Raw genomic sequence first — 17,826 nt, 5'->3', positions numbered from 1 at the left:
TATAATAATCGTGTTTTCAACTTAATGGAAGCTGAAAGGAATAAAAAGATGAGTGAAAAGAAATTGAATCAAGAAGAATTTCTGAAAATTTTGATGCATGCACATGAAATTGGTGAGCAGTCATCTGAGATGACGACGAAGGAAATGCTTGAAAATTTGATTTCTCATATTAAAAATGGATATGCAACATAAAAATCCCGCACGCCTTTAGCGGGATTTTTCTATGCGAGATGACGTGACTGCACGAATAAGAGAAAATGAGACAGCGCTGTCAACACAGTAAATATAGCGCTTACATAAAAAGTGCTAACATAACGTATTGTAAAAAAATGTCGAATTATGTCATGTGAAAAGCTGGAGAAATGCGGTTTCAACGTTGTATAATCGTAGATGGAAAAGGATGTTATAAGAGATTTGGAGGTATCATGGGAGAATCTACAAGCTTAAAAGAGATATTATCAACGTTAACAAAACGCATACTTTTGATTATGATTGTAACCGCAGCTGCCACTGCTGCCGGCGGACTCATTAGTTTCTTCGCACTTACACCCATCTATGAAAATTCAACTCAGATACTGGTCAACCAATCGAAAAATGAACGAAAAGAAGTCCAATTTAACGATGTCCAAACCAATCTTCAGTTAATCAATACGTACAATGTCATCATTAAGAGCCCTGCCATCTTAGATGAAGTCATTAAAGAAATGGGCCTGTCGATGACATCCCAAGAACTGAATGACAAAATTACCGTATCCAGCGAACAGGACTCCCAAGTGGTCAACATATCAGTCAGGGATGAAAACGCGGAAACAGCGGCTCATATTGCCAATACTATAGCATCTGTTTTTCAAGACAAAATCACATCCATTATGAATGTTGACAATGTCAGCATTCTGTCAAAAGCCGAGGTTTCAGAACATCCGTCCCCTGTATCGCCAAAGCCGCTACTAAACATTGCCATCGCGTTTGCGGCCGGATTGGCGGGAAGCATCGGACTGGCCTTCCTGCTTGAGCATTTGGATAATACGATCAAATCGGAAGAGCAGCTCGAATCCTTGCTGGACATACCTGTTTTAGGGACAGTTTCCACCATTGCGAATGAGCAGAAAACAGCTAAGACCTTACAGGGTTTCCAATCTGAAAAAACGGGGAGTGGACATTTTGGCGCTTAGAAAAAACAGAGGCTCGCGGATGCGGAGAAATGTCATTGCGATGACAGAGCCGAAATCCTTGAACTCTGAACAATATCGGACGATTCGCACGAATATAGAATTTGCTTCAGTGGACCGGCAAATGAAATCAGTCATGATTACATCGGCTTGTCCGGGGGAAGGAAAATCAACAACGGCCGCCAACCTGGCTGTCGTATTCGCCCAACAGGGAAAAAAAGTGCTCCTGATTGATGCTGATTTGCGAAAACCAACAGTACATACGGCTTTTTTTCTTGAAAATACGGTTGGCTTAACATCTGTTTTATTAAAGAAAAGCTCTATGGAGCAGGCTGTACAAGCATCGAATGAAAAACATCTTGACGTGCTGACGAGCGGCCCGATCCCGCCAAACCCGGCCGAGCTTCTCTCCTCGAAGTGGATGAAGGAGCTTGCAGACGAAGCGTGTGCGGCATATGATATGGTCATTTTTGATACGCCGCCTATTCTTGCCGTAGCAGATGCACAGATTTTAGGCAACGTGGCAGACGGTTCTGTTCTGGTTATTTCAAGCGGGAAAACAGAAAAAGAACAAGCCGCAAAAGCGAAAGAGGCGCTTGAAACGTGCAAAAGCAAGCTCCTTGGGGCGATTATGAACGGCAAAAAGCTTTCGAAGCACTCTGAATACGGATATTACGGAAACAAGGACAATTTCATGCAAAAATAAATAACGTGCATCGTGCCCGTTATTTATTTTTGCGAAAAAAGGGGGCTAGGACATGATCGATATTCACTGTCACATTCTTCCCGCAATGGATGACGGGGCAGGTGATTCGGCCGACAGCATAGAAATGGCAAGAGCCGCTGTTCGTCAGGGAATCCGGACGATCATTGCGACACCTCATCATAACAACGGTGTGTATAAAAACGAGCCAGCCGCAGTCAGAGAAGCAGCAGATCAGTTAAACAAACGTTTAATCAAAGAAGACATTCCTTTACATGTGCTTCCGGGACAGGAAATCAGAATCTACGGCGAGGTGGAACAAGACCTTGCCAAACAGCAGCTGCTTTCACTGAATGATACAAAACACATCTTGATTGAGTTTCCGTTTGATCACGTTCCCCGATATGCGGAGCAGCTTTTTTATGATTTGCAGCTGAAAGGATATATTCCGGTTATCGCCCATCCTGAACGCAACAGGGAAATTCGCGAAAACCCGTCCTTGCTGTATCATCTTGTAGAAAAAGGAGCAGCATCTCAGATTACTTCAGGAAGTCTTGCGGGGACCTTCGACAAGCAGCTGAAAGCATTTTCTCTCCGGCTGGTTGAAGCCAATTTGATCCATTTCGTAGCCTCAGATGCCCATAATGTGAAAACGAGAAACTTTCACACTCAAGAGGCCCTTTATGTTCTTGAGAAAGAATTCGGCTCGGAACTTCCTTATATGCTGACGGAAAATGCAGAGCTTCTCCTGCGGAATCAGACCATCTTCAGACAGCCTCCGCAACCGGTCAAAAGAAGAAAATTGTTTGGTCTTTTTTAACAGCCGATTCTCATTTCACCACTTTCTTTTTGAGAGCGATATAATAGTGTATTGTATGGTTGAATCACATTTCAGAAATCAGTACAGGCTGTACCCGACAGGCTATGCGGGAGATCATTCGCATTCATGATAGGATGTTCTCATACGATATTACGGAAGCTGCAAAGCAGCAATTTAACTGTTGGAGGGAAACAATGAATATAACAGTCATCGGAACAGGCTATGTCGGTCTTGTGACAGGTGTTTCTCTTTCTGAGATTGGACATCATGTAACCTGCATTGATATTGACGCTCACAAGATTGATGAAATGAGAAAGGGCATTTCCCCCATATTTGAACCAGGTCTTGGAGAGCTGATGAGAAAAAATACAGCTGATGGACGACTGAACTTTGAAACGAGCTATGAGAAAGGCTTGGCACAGGCAGACATCATTTTTATAGCGGTCGGCACACCGCAGAAAAGCGACGGGCACGCCAATCTGGAGCAAATTACAGATGCGGCCAAACGCATCGCAAAGCATGTCAAACGAGATACAGTCGTGGTAACGAAAAGCACAGTGCCCGTTGGGACAAACGATTTGATTAATGGACTGATCACTGAACATCTAGCGGAGCCTGTCAGTATTTCGGTCGCATCCAATCCGGAATTTTTGCGTGAGGGGTCGGCGATCTATGATACCTTTCATGGTGACAGGATCGTGATCGGGACGGCCGATGAGAAAACAGCAAATACGCTGGAGGAGCTCTTCCGTCCGTTTCAAATCCCGATTTACCAAACGGATATCAGAAGCGCCGAGATGATCAAATATGCCTCAAATGCTTTTCTGGCCACTAAGATCAGTTTTATAAACGAAATTTCGAATATATGTGAAAAGGTCGGCGCCGATATTGAAGCAGTCGCGTACGGGATGGGACAGGATAAGCGGATCGGGAGCCAGTTTTTAAAAGCGGGCATAGGCTACGGCGGCTCTTGTTTTCCAAAGGACACAAACGCCCTCGTGCAAATTGCCGGCAATGTCAAGCATGATTTTGAACTGCTGAAATCGGTTATCAAAGTCAACAACAATCAGCAGGCGATGCTGGTTGATAAAGCGCTGAACAGGCTCGGCGGGGTGACGGGAAAAACGATTGCCCTTTTAGGCCTGTCATTTAAACCGAATACGGACGATATGAGGGAAGCGCCGTCAATTGTTATTGCAGACCGTCTCGCTGCGCTCGACGCCCGTATCAGAGCCTACGATCCCATTGCAGTTGGTCATGCAAAGCATGTTCTCCCGCAAGCTGTTGAATATAAAGAGACGATCGAGGAAGCTGTCAAAGGTTCTGACGCCGTCATGATTTTAACCGACTGGGCTGACATTAAACAATTTCCGCTAGCGGCTTATCGGGATTTGATGGAATCGCCGCTCATATTTGACGGCAGAAACTGCTACACATTGGATGAAGCTGCGGCTTCAGGAGTGGAGTATTATTCTGTCGGTCGGAAGGCGGTTGTTCCGTCAGGTGCAATTCAATAGAGGAAAAAGAAAGGCTGGTTGCGCACCAGTCTTTTTTTTTCCTCTATTGCGGGGTGCTGAATACATTTGCTACTATTTAACTATTGTTTGGAAAATTATACAGAAGTAGGGCTTCTTTAAACAATCGTTTGAAAAACATTAGAAGAAACGAAGAAAACCAGAAAATAAAACCTTGGAGATGCCGGAAAAGGAGAGAATCTGATGAATCATCTGCCCGAAAAAATGAGACCGTACCGCGACTTGCTGGAGAAATCAGCGAAAGAATACGTGAAACTGAATGTGAGAAAAGGGAAAACAGGACGATATGACAGCAAAATTGCCGGTGATCCCTATTTCCCCAAGCATGAAACATACCCGACTGATGAAAATGGACAGCCGATGAAGCTTCTGGCACAGATTAATTTCTCGCACATTCCCCAGCTTGGCGGCTATCCTTCTTCGGGTATCCTGCAGTTCTACATTTCTCTTCATGATGATGTCTATGGATTGAATTTTGACGATCAATGTGAACAAAAGAATTTTAGAGTGATCTATTTTGAAAATATCATAGAAAACGAAGACGAGCTTGTTTCTGATTTTTCATTTATTGGCACAGGCGAATGTGATTTTCCGATTTTATCAGAAGCGGCAGTCGAGCCTGTGAAATCTTCGGAATGGGTGCTGCCTACAGATTTTCAATTTGAGCAGTATACGGGCATGGAAACAATGGAGTTCTTTGGTCAGTTCGGCGAGGATGAAGAAGACATTTATAATGAACTGGCTGAAAACGGATTTGGCCATAAAATCGGCGGATACGCTTCTTTTACCCAGCATGATCCGCGGGAATACGCATATAAAGAACACACCATCATGCTTTTACAAATTGATTCAGACGATGATATCGATTCAATGTGGGGAGACGTCGGCATCGCCAATTTTTTCATCACACCTGACGATTTAAGGAAAAAAGACTTTTCAAACGTTCTGTATAACTGGGACTGCAGCTAATACAAGCTTTTGATCCAAAGGGTCACACCTGATGCCAATAAGATCAGAAGCGGAAATGAAATAAGCCAAATGACAAAATCAGACGTGGCCGAACCGATGAAGAACATAAACATGAACAATAAGCTCAGCGCCGTCAGAGGCATTGGAGAAGAGGTAGATCAACAACATCTGTCTCTTTCAAGTGTCTTTTTAACTATGACTTTAGGTGATTTTATTTTATAAAACGTTTTCTTTAACTGTATAACGAACAAAAACAAGATCAAATACCTACATTCCAAGAGCGTTATATGCATAAATTAAGCCATTTACCCTATTTAAGCCGCCTTCTGGCTATTTTAAAATATAATATATGGAAATAAAGTATGGAAAAGTCTATCTTCATCAGCCCCTCCATACGACTTTTTGAGTATTAAGAGGTGATTCAGATGGGTTATGAAAGTATGCTAGCGGATATCAAAAGTTCGCTCAACGGAAAAATTTCCGACGTGGAAGACAAGATCGAAAAGCTGAAAAAAGCAAAAAAGGACATAGACACACTGCAAGAAGAGGCAATCACTGAAATCAAAGAAATTGTGAAACCGGAATTGGGCAAGCATTGGACGGGAACAAAAGCCGATGATTTCGACAAGGGAAGAGAAGAGGCGAAATCGGAAGCATCCAAGATTGTGAATGATAAATATAACGAGTATATGGCTTCGATTCAAAGCAAAATATTCTGGCTTGAGACAGAGAAATTTGAGCTGAATTTGACAAAAAGTGCAGCGAATGCCGCAGGCGACCTTCTTGCTAAAGGAGAAGATTTCGTAGAAGAAGCAGGAAGACAAATTAGTAAACTAAAATGGTGGTGATCTTTTTTTATGTCAGAAATTAAGCTGAAGTACGACACAGTCATCAAAACATTGGATTCTGTCAAAGATGCGCTTGCTGACGTATCAATCGGCGCCGCGGGGTCCAATGGAAAAAACAAACTCGATTATACGAAAAAATATCATGAGCGTGAGGAGAACATCAAAACCATGCTCGGAGATTACAAAAAAGCGGTACAGAAAAATATCGAGGATACAAAGGATAACGTAGATTCACTCAAAGAGCAGGACGAGGCGATAGCGGTAAAATAGAACAGAAAGGGCAGTGCGATGAGCAAAGTATTTGAATCTAAATCTTTAATCGAAGAAGCGAAGAGCAGAAAAAAGCAATATGAGACGCTTGAGGAGCAGCTGAATACGCTGAAAAAAGCGTTTCAGGGAGTTGCAGATTTAGGCGACAATTTTAAAGGAAAAGGCGCGGACAATATTAAAGATTTTTTTCAGGGACAGGCGGAAATCGTAGACAGCTGGCTGACGCTTGTCTCTGCTCAAATTGCGTTTTTAAATGGCATTTCAGGAGATATTAAAGATCAAGAACTGAATGATTCATATGTGGAAACTTCTTTTTTGGATCATGAGCTGCCCAATGGAGACCTGAAAGCCTCAGAGATAGTCTCCGCCCATAAAGAAGAAATCGATTCTATTTTGTCAGGCATCAGCGATATTATTGACCTCGACATGTATACGCTTGACGACTATGCAGATAAGATGGGCGATGCCCAAAAAATCAGACGTGACACGATCACAGCTGTCGATAAGCTTGATGAATCCCTGACAACTGAATATCAAAATTTAGAATCTCTGGACAACGCAGTGCTTACCAAATATTCCGTTCTCATGCAGGCCACCAGCAATGGGAAGAGCGCTTCTCCTATGTACTATGACAAAAAAGCCTTCCACAGCAATGAAGTCTACAAAAGCGTCATTGAAGTAGAAAATCAAGGAACAACCTATATCGATGCAAAAACCCAGCAAGCAGAAGCAAGACGGCTCCAGGAAAAAGCCGAGGAAGAAGCAAACAAACCGTGGTACGAAAAAACATGGGATGGAGTTTGCAACTTTACTGGAGAAGTCACTGGCTATTATGATTATAAAAGAGCAACCGAAGGCGTTGATCCGGTTACCGGAGAAAAACTCTCCACCGCAGAGCGTGTGACAGCAGGAGCTATGGCCGCTGCCGGATTCATACCAGTCGTCGGCTGGGCAGGCCGGGCCTTCAAAGGCGGAAAAGCCATCTACAAAACCGGAAAAGCAGCTATCGCGGCTGAACACGCTTTAGATGCCTACAAAACAGGCAAATCCTTAGACATTCTCAAAATGACAGAAATGGGTGCATACGGCCTTGTAGCGTCAAACGGATTCTCAGAAGCCGTCACAGGACGGGATATGTTTGGAAACAAAGTGTCTGAGGAGAAGCGGAAAACGGGTGCGCTGGAAGCGGCATTGAGCTTGGTTGGTGCTGGTGCATTGGCGAAACATATTGATAAAGGCATACCGCTTGCAACCCATTCAAAAGTCCAAAAAGCAAACAAAACACTAGAAAAAGTAAAACAATTCAAAGTCCCAACAAACGTCCGCGTGTACGCAGAACGCCCTGTAACTCCGGATGGCTTTACATTCGGAATCCCGACAGTACGTGTCGATGTGGAAAAGACGGCTGTTAAGGATCTTGGGATTGTGAAGATGGTTAGTGATGGCGGTCGTAAGGGAAGCTCTCATAGTCCTAACATTTCTAAAAATCACGATAAAGTAGCGCACGATGGATATTATGGTCGTAAAGAATTTAGAACGATGCTTAATAATGCTTCGTTTACTCCGCATGGCCATAAACATGTTAAGGCTAAAACACCTGAAGAAGCAAAACGTTTTAGTATGACAGGTAAAAAAGCTGCTCAGTACTTACCAGATGTGAATAACAAAGCTTTAGAAAAAGAGGCACTTCTAAAAGGTCATATTATTGATAATGGAAATAACAACTATTATTTCATTTATGATGCAGGAAAAACAGTCGGTTATGATCTAGGTACACCAACAAGCTGGATTAGAGCGGAGTTTTCTGGTGGTGAATATCATGGTCATCCGATTGCTGGAAGTCGATTAGATAAGTATTTAAAACAACTTGGTATTGATAAGTAATAGGAGGCTTTTATGAGAAAGATAAAAAAAATGCCAGAAATAAGTTTACAACCCTTAAGGATTCCAAAAGGATGGACCATAAATCAAAACAGTTTTAGAGAAATTGATCCGAAAAACCTAGCACCAGACGATGAAAAATGGTTGTTTTTTTCACAAGATTTAATGCAATTAACATACTCTCGTAAAAATTACTTACTTGATTTAGGTTGGTATCCAGATGCGGATGCTAATGGATTTTATCAACTAGTTATGATGCAAAATGAGGATTGGGATCAACCCATATATGAATTTCAGACAAATAGCCATATTGAAATAGTTAAAAATATAGAATTTATATTAAACAAAGTTACGAATAATGAAATGTAGTTAAACATTTAATTAGAACTATTAATAAAGTTTGCAGAACCTGGAGTTGTAAGTTTTCAAACAATTTTCATAGTAAAAATGTATACAAAGAAAAACAGACACTAGTTAACAGGAGGTAGGATTGATTTTAGATGCATGTTAAACAAATCCATTCTTTCAACCTAAACAGAGAAGAATTTGTAAAAACACAACAATCCCTTATCCATAAAATCAACCTATCCACCTCCATCAACCTAGACTCCATCAACACCTGCGCAGGCGTTGACCTGGCCTATTGGGAGCAGGATGGAGAACCGTATGGGGTGTGCTGTATTATCGTGATTGACGCTGATACAAAAGAAGTCATTGAAAAAGTGCACAGCATGGGGAGAATCAGTGTGCCTTATGTTTCCGGTTTTCTTGCGTTTCGTGAGCTGCCTTTGATCATCGAGGCGGCGAAAAAGCTGGAGACGGAGCCGGATGTCTTCTTGTTTGATGGCAACGGATATTTGCATTACAACCATATGGGCGTTGCCACCCATGCGGCTTTTTTTCTTAATAAGCCGACGATTGGGATTGCGAAAACCTATCTCAAAATCAAAGGCTGCGATTTCGTGACGCCTGAAAATGAAATAGGCGCATACACCGATATTATCATTGACGGCGAGGTATATGGACGGGCGCTGCGAACGCGGCGGGACGTGAAGCCTATTTTCTTGTCTTGCGGTAATTATATTGATTTAGACAGCAGCTATCAGATCACGATGAGCTTGATCAATCAAGAAAGCAGGCTGCCGATCCCTGTCCGCCTGGCTGACCTTGAGACGCATGTTTTGCGAACGTTTTATCAGAAAAATCACATGTAACACTTGGGGCTCTAAGTCATCAAGTGTTTTTTTGTATGTGTGTGCTTTCCTGGTCTCAAAAACCTTGTCGTCCTTGTGGAGAGGTTTTATTTGAATGTTTTCCGTGTCAAATCGATAAAAGCCTTTAATGGCGCAGACATCCACTTGTCCTTATGCCATGCTAATTGAGTGAAAACGGGGCAATCGCTCTGCCAATTGAGTTCTTTCATCCGGCCTGCTGCAATATCATCTTTTACTGTCATTTCAGGCAAGATTCCAATCCCAAGTCCGGCCATCACGCATTGTTTGATGGCTTCTATGCTGACGAATTCCAATTTGTTAGGATAGACACCGGAGTCATGCAAATTGTTCTCAAAGAGCGTGCGGTACGAGCAGCCGTCCTCTGTCAGCAGAAGAGTTTCGTTTTGAAGATCCTTCAATGTTACTGGTAAATCCGCAGGAAAAGGATGGTCATTAGCAGCCACCATTTTGATCTCATCCTGAATCAAAGATTCAACGTGCAGTGCGTCTTCCATCCGGTTTACATCCAAGATGAAGGTGATATCAAGCTGGCCCTGTAAGAGCTGTTCTTTCGCTTGTTCATTGGAGATATATGGTTTGAATATGAGCTTTACTTGGGGAAAAGCCTGTTTAAATTCTTTTATGATAGGGGGCAGGCGGTATGTGCACTGGCTTTCCGTCGCCCCGATTTTTAAGGTTCCGGTTGTTTCTCTTACTTGATTTGCGGCCATTTTCGCTTCTTCTGTTAACGCAATGATCTTCTGTGCATAAGATTTGAACGTTTTTCCTGCTTCTGTCAAGATAAGCCGCTTGCCGAGCCGTTCAAATAAAGGCGTCCCAATTTCTTCTTCAAGTGATTTGATCTGAGAGGTAACGCTTGATTGTGCATAATTAAGCATTTTGGCGGTTAGGGTGAAGTTTACATGTTCTGCCGCCGTAATAAAGGTGATCAGCTGCTTCAATTCCACTTGTTCTCTTCCTTTCTAAATCGGTTTTAGCGATTGGATTAATCGAAATAATCATCTGTATTGATTGATGAATCCATTATAAGATGAAGAAAATCATTCGTAAACAAAGGAGCAGATGCATCATGAAAATTGCGGTTATTAACGGCGGAACTCGGTCTGGCGGAAATACGGATGTTCTTGCGGAGAAGGCTGTTCAAGGATTCGATGCGGAGCACATTTATTTGCAGAAATATCGAATTCAGCCAATTGAAGATCTGCGTCACGCCCAAGGCGGCTTTCGTCCTGTTCAAGATGACTACGATTCTATCATTGAGCGGATATTGCCGTGCGATATTCTTGTATTCGTCACCCCAATTTATTGGTTTGGCATGTCAGGGACATTAAAGCTGTTTATTGATCGCTGGTCACAGACGTTGAGAGATCCGAGATTTCCTGATTTTAAACAGCAAATGTCAGCGAAACAGGCATATGTAACAGCAGTGGGCGGAGACAATCCAAAAATAAAAGGGCTGCCGCTGATTCAGCAATTCGAACATATTTTTCATTTTATGGGAATGCCCTTTAAAGGCTATGTGCTGGGAGAAGGCAATCGTCCAGGCGATATTCTTCGTGATCATCAGGCGCTGTCCGCTGCGAGCCGCTTACTGAAAAGAAGCGATGCGATATGAAGTTTTTGCTGTCGGTCATTGCTGGCTTGCTGATTCTTGCATTCTTTTTATTTTGGAAGGTCCAGCCTCCTGTTTGGATACATGTTGAAACCAATTCGCCCCAGTTGAAGAAATCTGTGAGAATGGCAGGAACCACGCTGCAAGTCAAGCACATCATCAAGAGTGACGCAGGAGAAGAAACAGCTGTCATATCAAACGGCATTTCTGGGCCAAAATAAAAAAAGCACCTGTCAAGGTGCTTTTTTCTATAAATGAGGGATCACAAGGCCCCCATATAAAAACGCCGCGATAATCAAAAATGCCGGATGCATTTTGAATTTTGTCATGGCAAGGAGCGAAATTCCCGCAATCACGATCGATTGGACCCAGCCGATCGCTTTGATGCCGTCTGCGCCGATTTGCCAGGTAAGAATGAGCATCATGACCGCGATGACAGGCTGGACGGACAGCGTCATGCCTTTGATGACAGGTGATTGGCGGAAGCGCTGGATGATGCGCAGCAGGACGATCAATGCGAGCGCCGACGGTACGACGGTTGCGATCAGGGCAATTAGGAAGCCGGGCCACCCGCCTGCGCTGTAGCCGACATACGCAGCGATTTTCGTGGCGATCGGGCCCGGCAATGCGTTCGCAAGTGCGAGCATATTTGAGAATTGATCGTTTGAGAGCCAGCTGTATCTGTTTACGACTTCTTCAAACATTAGCGGAATAGACGCAGGTCCGCCGCCATATCCCAGTAGGTTTGCGATAAAAAACGCCATAAATAAATAGATCGATATCATGAGGCTGACATTCCTTTATCTTTTGAATGTTTATTTGTGATTTTGTCTTTCAGTTTAAAATGAAACGCCCCGTACGCTAAGAAAATGATAATGACAAGGCCGGGATTAATCTGTAAAGTTTGCAGGCCGATAAAAGCGATGATAAAAAACAGGATGCCGGTGACCCAGCCGAAACCTTTAAGCGCTTTTTGGCCAAACTCGTACGCCATGATTCCGAGCATGACCGCAATTACCGGCGTGACGGCACCAATCATACCTGCAACAATTGCTGAATGGCTTAACACATTTACAGCCGCAAACAAGCCCACCATCGCAAGACATGTAGGCAGAATGTGGGCGAGGGTCGCCACAATTGCACCTAATGTGCCTTTTAGCTTAAAGCCCAGATAAGCAGCCATTTTGGTGGCAATCGGTCCGGGAAGCGCATTAGCGATTGCTAATATTTCTCCGAATTCATCATCGTCAATCCATTTATATTTATTGACCGCTTCATGGCGGATCAGCGGAATCACGGAAGGTCCGCCGCCGAAACCTAATATGCCGGTGCGAATCATTGCGGCCGTCATATCCCGATAAGGATGGTTTTTCATTCGTTTCTCTCCTTTACAGCTTCATTCCCATACGGCTTTTGTATCGTTTGATCAGCATCTGGCAATCAACACTGACGACGCCTCGCAATGGATACAGCCGTTTTGTTAAAAATTCTTCCATTTCTTGATCGTTGGCAAAGATCCCATGCATATGCAGCTTGCTCGGGCCTGTCATGTGATAAAGGCTGGTGACCGCAGGCTCTTCCTCAAGCTTAAGAGCGACCTCTTCTAAAAATTGCGGTTCTACCTCGACATTGAAAAACACGGAAACATGAATGCCGATTTTAGCGGGATTGATGACAGCGGTGAATTTTTCAATAACACCGGCTTCAATTAATTGGTTGATACGGGCCTGCACGGCGACCCGTGACAAATCGACTCTTTTGCCAAGATCCGTATAAGAAATTCTGCCTTCTTCATGCAAAATCGTGAGAATTTGTTTATCAGTCTCATCAAGTACAAGGTTGGGGATTTGATATTCATGACTCAATTGCTCCACCTGCTTTCGTAGCCTTTTAGCAATCATTTTATCATAAAAGTTACGTATCGAAATGATAATTTTTCATTTGTTTTCGAAATGAATGTAAAAACATCTTATCATTTGCGAAAGGAAGAAAGTTCGTCAGTTTTTCTGCCGGATCAGTAGATGTGATAAATCAGGCTCCCTATACTGAAGAAAATTTCTTAAAAAAGGGGACTTGTGATGAACAAATCTGTCATCGGTACAAAGCAAATGGTCGTCAGTCCGCATTACCTCGCTTCTCAAGCCGGAAACCGCATACTGGATAAGGGAGGCAACGCGTTTGACGCCGCCGTTGCGGTGAGTGCTTGCCTGGCGGTTGTGTACCCGCATATGACCGGACTTGGCGGGGATTCCTTTTGGCTAACCTTTCACCAGGAAACAAAGGCAGTAAAAGTCTACAATGGCAGCGGCCGTTCAGGAAAAAACGTAACGAGAGATGTATATAAGGGAAAAAGCGCGATTCCGCTGCGGGGAATTGACAGTGCCATTACCGTGCCGGGAATGGTTGATAGCTGGGATGCGGTCCTGAAGGAGTACGGGCGTCTGTCTCTTGCAGATGTATTGGAGCCCGCACGCGATTATGCCCAAAATGGGTTTCCTGTATCAGCTGATCAGTGTCGTCACACAGAAAAGAATATTGAATTGCTGGCTTCCACGCCTTACACGGCTGACATCTTCACGAGAAGGGGCAAAGCACCTGTCCCGGGAGAGCGGTTTGTGCAAAAAGAGCTTGCAGACAGTCTGAATGTGATTGCTGAAAAAGGAAGAAGCGCATTTTATGAAGGAGATCTCGCTCAGCGGATTGTCTCACATTTACAAGATAACGGCAGTTACATGACAATCGATGATTTTAAAGCGCATCGGGGTGAGTGGGCAGCGCCTGTATCAAGTGATTATCGAGGATACAGTGTGTATCAGGCGCCGCCGAATTCTCAGGGATTTACCGGTTTATTAACACTGAACATTTTGGAAAACTATGATTTCACCCAAATCGAGCACGGTTCATTTGAGTATTATCATGTGCTTGTGGAGGCGCTGAAAAAGAGTTTTGTAGATCGGAATGCCTTTTTGACTGACCCTGCGTTTGCTGACATTCCGCTTGAAAGGCTTTTAGATAAAAATTATGCGAAACGATTGGCGGGAGAAATCGGCTATCTCGCAGTACCGGCAGAAAGCAGGCCGGTGGGAAGTGATACGGCATATGCGGCCGTAATCGATGCGGATGGCAACGCAGTGTCATTCATTCAAAGCCTGTACTTTGAATTTGGCTCGGCAGTCACTGCGGGTGATACAGGCATATTACTGCAAAACCGTGGATCATTTTTCTCACTGGATGAAAATCATGTCAACACGCTTGAACCAAGAAAGCGCACCTTCCATACGTTGATGCCGGCTATGGTCTGTAAAGGCGGAAAGCCAAAAATTCTGTACGGCACACAAGGCGGCGAAGGCCAGCCGCAGACCCAGACGGCCATCATTACCCGAATGCTGGACTACGGAATGCATCCACAGCAGGCAATCAGCGAACCGCGCTGGGTATGGGGCAGAACGTGGGGAGAGGAATACGAAGGTCTCAGAGTCGAGGGCAGATTCACAGACAAAACAATCCAAAAACTGAAAGACAGCGGGCATCTCGTGGAGGTTGTCGGTGACTATGATCCGCTGATGGGACACGCGGCTGCAATCAAAGTTGATGAAGAAGGCTTTCTCCAAGGCGGAGCCGATCCTCGGGGAGACGGAGCGGCTGTGGGGATTTAAATAACTATAGGGTACAAATATAAATCAAAAGCACAAACATAAGGGAGACCTCTACAATGTGGTACATATACTGTTTATCTTCTGGTCTATAATGCCACTCCATAAAAATTCGTATTGAGTCAATCACAATAAAAAATAAAAGAAGCAAATATTCAACTGGAAAAAAGGAGAGTGAAAACACAAACAAAATAAGTAAAGTGATTTCGATCCATTTGTGTGTATTGCTGACATGCTTATATCGCCAGCCGGATTTATCAATACCGTATTTTTTCTTTATAAAAAATTGAGAGGCGAGACTGATGGTAATAGCGATCAGCATTAAAATCCAAAAGTTTGTCATTCCAATTCCTCCTAATCTACCTTTATACGAAGAAAAAGGAAAAACGTTTCATAAAAGAACACCCCGAGCTTACTCTGGGTGTTCTTTTTTTTGATATTTTTTCAGTTATTTACAGGCGATATTTTGTAATCATAAGGTCTTTTTGACTAGTTTCTTCTATTTAAATAGTCCTTCTCTTCAGCTGGGACGAATCAGTGTGAATTCTTCCCCCAGCTTGGCATAGTGATTTCCCGCCAATCGTGAGGCAGGCTTTAATTCATCCGTTAAAATATATCCCTTTTCTGCATCATACACCTTTTCATCTAGGTGGAAGCAGACAACTCTTCCGATGAGCAGATCTGCTGTAGTGATGCCTTGATCATTGTCAAAGGTAATATGCCGCTCTAATTTGCACTCAAAGCGAACGCGGGCTTCCTTAATGCCGGGAACTGAAACAGCTTTGCTTTCAACAGGATGAAGCGAGGTGCGTGTAAGCTCGCTTTCATCCGGCCTTAAGCTTGCAGCTGTTTCATTGATATCTTCAATGATGGCTTCATCACTGACATGAACGACAAATTCTCCGTTCTCCACTGCGTTTCGTGCTGTATCTTTTTGGCGTCCTTCCGTCCTGTTAACAGAAATACTGAGAAGCGGAGGATCTGAGCTGACGACGTTATAAAAACTGAAAGGCGCGGCATTTACCGCTCCTCCTGAAGAAAGTGTTGTCACAAATGCAATGGGGCGGGGAATAACGGTACCTGACAATAGCTTGTATGTGTCTTTGGCACTAAGCTGATCAGCTTGAAATATGTACATAGCAACAAACCGCCTTTATCGTTAGGATACCTTGATTATAACGAAATGGTTTAAAGGAAACCAAATGATGCGGGTTGCATATGTTATGTCATGACATATATCTAATACAGGGCAAATAAAAAAATAGGCTTCCGTACCTCCGCCGGTAGCCTATTGAAACAATGAAAACTTAGATTATTTGTATTTCTTTTTGACTACCCAGCAATTGCCGTCTTTCCAGTATTCTTTTTTGCTGTCATAATCATCGTGTCTTTTGTAGTCGTCGCAGTGGTGGTGCGGTTTTTTGTAGTATTTCTTATGGGAACGATAAGATTTTTTGTGTGTGCGGCATGACTTCTTATAGCTGCGAGATTTTTTCTTGTGAGAACAGTAAGACTTTTTGTAGCTGCGAGATTTTTTGTAAGAACGGCAAGATTTTTTATAGCTGCGAGATTTTTTGTAAGAACGGCAAGATTTTTTATAGCTGCGAGATTTTTTGTGAGAACGGTACGATTTTTTGTGGCTGCGTGATTTCTTGTGAGAGCAATATGATTTTTTGTGGCTGCGAGATTTTTTGTGAGAACAGAATGATTTTTTGTGACTGCGAGATTTTTTGTGAGAGCAGTATGATTTTTTATGGCTGCGAGATTTTTTGTGAGTGCGGTGCGACTTTTTATGACTGCGTTTTTTTCCATGAGGCTCTTGGTATAAATAATCCTTTAAACCTTCTTTTTTTGCGGATTTCACCGCTTCTTTGATGTCAGAATGGGAATAGTGGCCCAATTTGAAATCCTCCTTTTAAAAATGATGTTAAGGATGAAGATCCTTACTACCCTCATAGTACGCGCGGTTTTAAAAAGTGTATAAGTGTTCCGCTGAGATCTTATAAAAATAAAAGCCTAAAATTTGTAAGGAGGATTATGGATGAAGAATCAATCCAATTTACCGCTTTATCAGCTGTTTGTTCATCCAAAGGATTTGCGTGAATTAAAAAAGGATATATGGGACGATGATCCGGTGCCAGCTGTGATGAAGGTAAATCAAAAAAGGCTGGATATCGATATCGCTTATCGGGGATCACATATCAGAGACTTCAAAAAGAAGTCATACCATATTTCCTTTTATCAGCCGAAAACATTCCGCGGCGCGAGAGAGATTCACTTAAATGCGGAGTATAAAGACCCTTCCTTGATGAGAAACAAATTGTCTCTGGATTTTTTCTCGGAGCTAGGGACACTGTCTCCAAAGGCAGAGTTTGTGTTTGTAAAGGTGAATGGGAAGAATGAAGGGGTTTATCTTGAACTTGAATCCGTAGATGAATATTATTTGGCGAAAAGGAAGCTGGCTGATGGCGCGATTTTTTACGCGGTGGATGATGATGCTAACTTTTCTCTGATGAGCGATTTGGAAAAGGAAACGAAGACGTCGCTGGAGCTTGGATATGAAAAGAAGACAGGGACTGTGGAAGATGATTTTTATTTACAGGATATGATTTTTAAAATTAATACTGTCCCTAAAGCTCAGTTTAAGTCAGAAGTGACAAAACACGTGGATGTCGATAAGTATTTGCGGTGGCTTGCCGGTATTGTATTCACCTCGAACTATGACGGGTTTGTCCACAACTACGCATTATACAGAAGCGGGGAAACCGGATTATTTGAGGTGATTCCTTGGGATTATGATGCGACCTGGGGCAGGGATATCCATGGAGAGCGGATGGCTGCCGATTATGTAAGAATTCAAGGATTTAATACACTAACCGCCCGGATATTGGATGAATCCGAGTTTCGCAAGTCCTACAAGCGCCTGTTAGAAAAAACGCTCCAATCTCTTTTTACGATAGAATATATGGAACCGAAAATAATGGCGATGTATGAGCGGATTAGGCCTTTTATCTTAATGGACCCATATAAAAAGAATGATGTTGAGCGTTTTGACCGTGAGCCGGATGTGATTTGTGAGTATATTAAAAACCGTTCACAATACCTCAAAAATAATTTAAGTATTTTATGAA

Annotated in this window: 22 protein-coding genes and 1 pseudogene; 16 read left to right on the top strand and 7 right to left on the bottom strand. The window is 43.0% G+C overall.

Features of this window, described 5'->3' with window-relative positions:
• The first annotated feature begins 48 nt into the window (after positions 1-48).
• The 12 genes and pseudogenes from ACZ07B_RS15085 to ACZ07B_RS15030 all read left to right on the top strand — a co-directional run bounded on the left by ACZ07B_RS15085 (position 49) and on the right by ACZ07B_RS15030 (position 9,409).
• Positions 49-192, top strand: coding sequence for a hypothetical protein (locus ACZ07B_RS15085; protein WP_003242876.1), 144 nt, complete (start codon positions 49-51; stop codon positions 190-192).
• A gap of 233 nt (positions 193-425) precedes the next feature.
• Positions 426-1,172, top strand: a complete 747-nt coding sequence (gene tkmA, locus ACZ07B_RS15080; RefSeq protein WP_003227811.1) for a protein-tyrosine kinase activator TkmA — start codon at positions 426-428, stop codon at positions 1,170-1,172.
• A complete protein-coding gene (gene ptkA / locus ACZ07B_RS15075; RefSeq protein ID WP_086344405.1) occupies positions 1,162-1,875 on the top strand; it encodes a tyrosine-protein kinase PtkA in 714 nt (237 codons plus the stop codon). Before tkmA ends, ptkA begins: the two co-directional genes overlap by 11 nt.
• A gap of 52 nt (positions 1,876-1,927) precedes the next feature.
• Complete coding sequence (locus ACZ07B_RS15070) at positions 1,928-2,692, top strand: tyrosine-protein phosphatase (protein WP_464877377.1); 765 nt, start codon at positions 1,928-1,930, stop codon at positions 2,690-2,692.
• Positions 2,693-2,886: 194 nt separating this feature from the next.
• Entirely contained in the window at positions 2,887-4,209 is a 1,323-nt protein-coding gene (gene uglF, locus ACZ07B_RS15065) for a UDP-glucose 6-dehydrogenase UglF (protein WP_464877376.1), read from the top strand.
• Positions 4,210-4,410: 201 nt separating this feature from the next.
• Positions 4,411-5,196 carry a YwqG family protein gene (locus ACZ07B_RS15060; RefSeq protein ID WP_464877375.1) on the top strand — a complete coding sequence of 262 codons (786 nt, stop codon included), beginning with the start codon at positions 4,411-4,413 and terminating at the stop codon, positions 5,194-5,196.
• Positions 5,197-5,265: 69 nt separating this feature from the next.
• Positions 5,266-5,405, top strand: a pseudogene (locus tag ACZ07B_RS15055) (hypothetical protein).
• A gap of 216 nt (positions 5,406-5,621) precedes the next feature.
• A complete protein-coding gene (locus ACZ07B_RS15050) occupies positions 5,622-6,044 on the top strand; it encodes a YwqH-like family protein (RefSeq protein ID WP_010332155.1) in 423 nt (140 codons plus the stop codon).
• A 9-nt stretch (positions 6,045-6,053) separates the two neighbouring features.
• Entirely contained in the window at positions 6,054-6,314 is a 261-nt protein-coding gene (locus ACZ07B_RS15045; RefSeq protein WP_003227825.1) for a YwqI/YxiC family protein, read from the top strand.
• A gap of 18 nt (positions 6,315-6,332) precedes the next feature.
• On the top strand, positions 6,333-8,198 hold the full coding sequence (locus ACZ07B_RS15040) for a ribonuclease YeeF family protein (protein ID WP_217002809.1): 1,866 nt from the start codon (positions 6,333-6,335) through the stop codon (positions 8,196-8,198).
• 12 nt (positions 8,199-8,210) lie between these two features.
• The gene (locus tag ACZ07B_RS15035) at positions 8,211-8,564 is read left to right on the top strand and encodes a hypothetical protein (RefSeq protein WP_014481129.1); all 354 of its coding nucleotides are present in this window, start codon (positions 8,211-8,213) and stop codon (positions 8,562-8,564) included.
• 131 nt (positions 8,565-8,695) lie between these two features.
• Entirely contained in the window at positions 8,696-9,409 is a 714-nt protein-coding gene (locus ACZ07B_RS15030) for an endonuclease V (RefSeq protein WP_217002810.1), read from the top strand.
• Positions 9,410-9,495: 86 nt separating this feature from the next.
• On the opposite strand, the gene ACZ07B_RS15025 is transcribed toward ACZ07B_RS15030, so the two are convergent.
• Positions 9,496-10,377 carry a LysR family transcriptional regulator gene (locus tag ACZ07B_RS15025; protein WP_014481127.1) on the bottom strand — a complete coding sequence of 294 codons (882 nt, stop codon included), beginning with the start codon at positions 10,375-10,377 and terminating at the stop codon, positions 9,496-9,498.
• Between the two features lie 122 nt (positions 10,378-10,499).
• Between ACZ07B_RS15025 and ACZ07B_RS15020 the strand changes: the two genes are divergently transcribed.
• Together ACZ07B_RS15020 and ACZ07B_RS15015 are read left to right on the top strand one after the other, a co-directional pair.
• Complete coding sequence (locus tag ACZ07B_RS15020) at positions 10,500-11,045, top strand: flavodoxin family protein (RefSeq protein WP_124059278.1); 546 nt, start codon at positions 10,500-10,502, stop codon at positions 11,043-11,045.
• Entirely contained in the window at positions 11,042-11,263 is a 222-nt protein-coding gene (locus ACZ07B_RS15015) for a hypothetical protein (protein WP_217017176.1), read from the top strand. Before ACZ07B_RS15020 ends, ACZ07B_RS15015 begins: the two co-directional genes overlap by 4 nt.
• A 27-nt stretch (positions 11,264-11,290) precedes the next feature.
• Here ACZ07B_RS15015 and chrA read toward each other — a convergent pair whose 3' ends face one another.
• From chrA to chrS, 3 genes are read right to left on the bottom strand one after another with little or no spacing between them, the layout of a single operon-like run.
• On the bottom strand, positions 11,291-11,827 hold the full coding sequence (gene chrA / locus ACZ07B_RS15010) for a chromate resistance efflux protein ChrA (RefSeq protein WP_021480764.1): 537 nt from the start codon (positions 11,825-11,827) through the stop codon (positions 11,291-11,293).
• Positions 11,824-12,417: a chromate efflux transporter subunit ChrB gene (gene chrB / locus ACZ07B_RS15005; RefSeq protein WP_130572931.1), complete on the bottom strand. Its 594-nt coding sequence runs from the start codon at positions 12,415-12,417 to the stop codon at positions 11,824-11,826. Before chrB ends, chrA begins: the two co-directional genes overlap by 4 nt.
• Positions 12,418-12,430: 13 nt before the next feature.
• Positions 12,431-12,907: a chromate efflux transcriptional regulator ChrS gene (gene chrS, locus ACZ07B_RS15000; RefSeq protein WP_014478181.1), complete on the bottom strand. Its 477-nt coding sequence runs from the start codon at positions 12,905-12,907 to the stop codon at positions 12,431-12,433.
• Positions 12,908-13,120: 213 nt separating this feature from the next.
• Between chrS and ggt the strand changes: the two genes are divergently transcribed.
• Positions 13,121-14,698 (top strand): gamma-glutamyltransferase, encoded by a 1,578-nt coding sequence (gene ggt / locus ACZ07B_RS14995; RefSeq protein ID WP_217002813.1) that lies wholly within the window; start codon positions 13,121-13,123, stop codon positions 14,696-14,698.
• A 4-nt stretch (positions 14,699-14,702) separates the two neighbouring features.
• Here ggt and ACZ07B_RS14990 read toward each other — a convergent pair whose 3' ends face one another.
• From ACZ07B_RS14990 to cotG, 3 genes are all read right to left on the bottom strand, one after another.
• Complete coding sequence (locus ACZ07B_RS14990; RefSeq protein ID WP_128738312.1) at positions 14,703-15,038, bottom strand: DUF4181 domain-containing protein; 336 nt, start codon at positions 15,036-15,038, stop codon at positions 14,703-14,705.
• A 177-nt stretch (positions 15,039-15,215) separates the two neighbouring features.
• A complete protein-coding gene (locus ACZ07B_RS14985) occupies positions 15,216-15,833 on the bottom strand; it encodes a flavin reductase family protein (protein WP_003227852.1) in 618 nt (205 codons plus the stop codon).
• Positions 15,834-16,007: 174 nt separating this feature from the next.
• Positions 16,008-16,595, bottom strand: coding sequence for a spore coat protein CotG (cotG, locus tag ACZ07B_RS14980; protein ID WP_080009846.1), 588 nt, complete (start codon positions 16,593-16,595; stop codon positions 16,008-16,010).
• 141 nt (positions 16,596-16,736) lie between these two features.
• Here cotG and cotH point away from each other — a divergent pair, with 141 nt between their 5' ends.
• On the top strand, positions 16,737-17,825 hold the full coding sequence (cotH, locus tag ACZ07B_RS14975; protein ID WP_014478176.1) for a spore coat protein CotH: 1,089 nt from the start codon (positions 16,737-16,739) through the stop codon (positions 17,823-17,825).
• Position 17,826 lies beyond the last annotated feature (1 nt).

The sequence above is a fragment of the Bacillus sp. 9.4 genome, from assembly GCF_055486415.1.
This window is presented reverse-complemented; position numbering and strand designations above follow the sequence as displayed.

Coding starts and splice junctions, on each gene's coding strand:
- ACZ07B_RS15030 (WP_217002810.1), top strand. CDS start 8,696: ATGCATGTTAAACAAATCCATTCTTTCAACCTAAACAGAGAAGAATTT.
- ACZ07B_RS15060 (WP_464877375.1), top strand. CDS start 4,411: ATGAATCATCTGCCCGAAAAAATGAGACCGTACCGCGACTTGCTGGAG.
- uglF (WP_464877376.1), top strand. CDS start 2,887: ATGAATATAACAGTCATCGGAACAGGCTATGTCGGTCTTGTGACAGGT.
- ACZ07B_RS15020 (WP_124059278.1), top strand. CDS start 10,500: ATGAAAATTGCGGTTATTAACGGCGGAACTCGGTCTGGCGGAAATACG.
- chrB (WP_130572931.1), bottom strand. CDS start 12,417: ATGAAAAACCATCCTTATCGGGATATGACGGCCGCAATGATTCGCACC.
- ACZ07B_RS15050 (WP_010332155.1), top strand. CDS start 5,622: ATGGGTTATGAAAGTATGCTAGCGGATATCAAAAGTTCGCTCAACGGA.
- ACZ07B_RS14990 (WP_128738312.1), bottom strand. CDS start 15,038: ATGACAAACTTTTGGATTTTAATGCTGATCGCTATTACCATCAGTCTC.
- ACZ07B_RS14985 (WP_003227852.1), bottom strand. CDS start 15,833: ATGTACATATTTCAAGCTGATCAGCTTAGTGCCAAAGACACATACAAG.
- ACZ07B_RS15070 (WP_464877377.1), top strand. CDS start 1,928: ATGATCGATATTCACTGTCACATTCTTCCCGCAATGGATGACGGGGCA.
- ggt (WP_217002813.1), top strand. CDS start 13,121: ATGAACAAATCTGTCATCGGTACAAAGCAAATGGTCGTCAGTCCGCAT.
- chrA (WP_021480764.1), bottom strand. CDS start 11,827: ATGATATCGATCTATTTATTTATGGCGTTTTTTATCGCAAACCTACTG.
- ACZ07B_RS15045 (WP_003227825.1), top strand. CDS start 6,054: ATGTCAGAAATTAAGCTGAAGTACGACACAGTCATCAAAACATTGGAT.
- ACZ07B_RS15015 (WP_217017176.1), top strand. CDS start 11,042: ATGAAGTTTTTGCTGTCGGTCATTGCTGGCTTGCTGATTCTTGCATTC.
- ACZ07B_RS15035 (WP_014481129.1), top strand. CDS start 8,211: ATGAGAAAGATAAAAAAAATGCCAGAAATAAGTTTACAACCCTTAAGG.
- tkmA (WP_003227811.1), top strand. CDS start 426: ATGGGAGAATCTACAAGCTTAAAAGAGATATTATCAACGTTAACAAAA.
- ACZ07B_RS15040 (WP_217002809.1), top strand. CDS start 6,333: ATGAGCAAAGTATTTGAATCTAAATCTTTAATCGAAGAAGCGAAGAGC.
- ACZ07B_RS15085 (WP_003242876.1), top strand. CDS start 49: ATGAGTGAAAAGAAATTGAATCAAGAAGAATTTCTGAAAATTTTGATG.
- cotH (WP_014478176.1), top strand. CDS start 16,737: ATGAAGAATCAATCCAATTTACCGCTTTATCAGCTGTTTGTTCATCCA.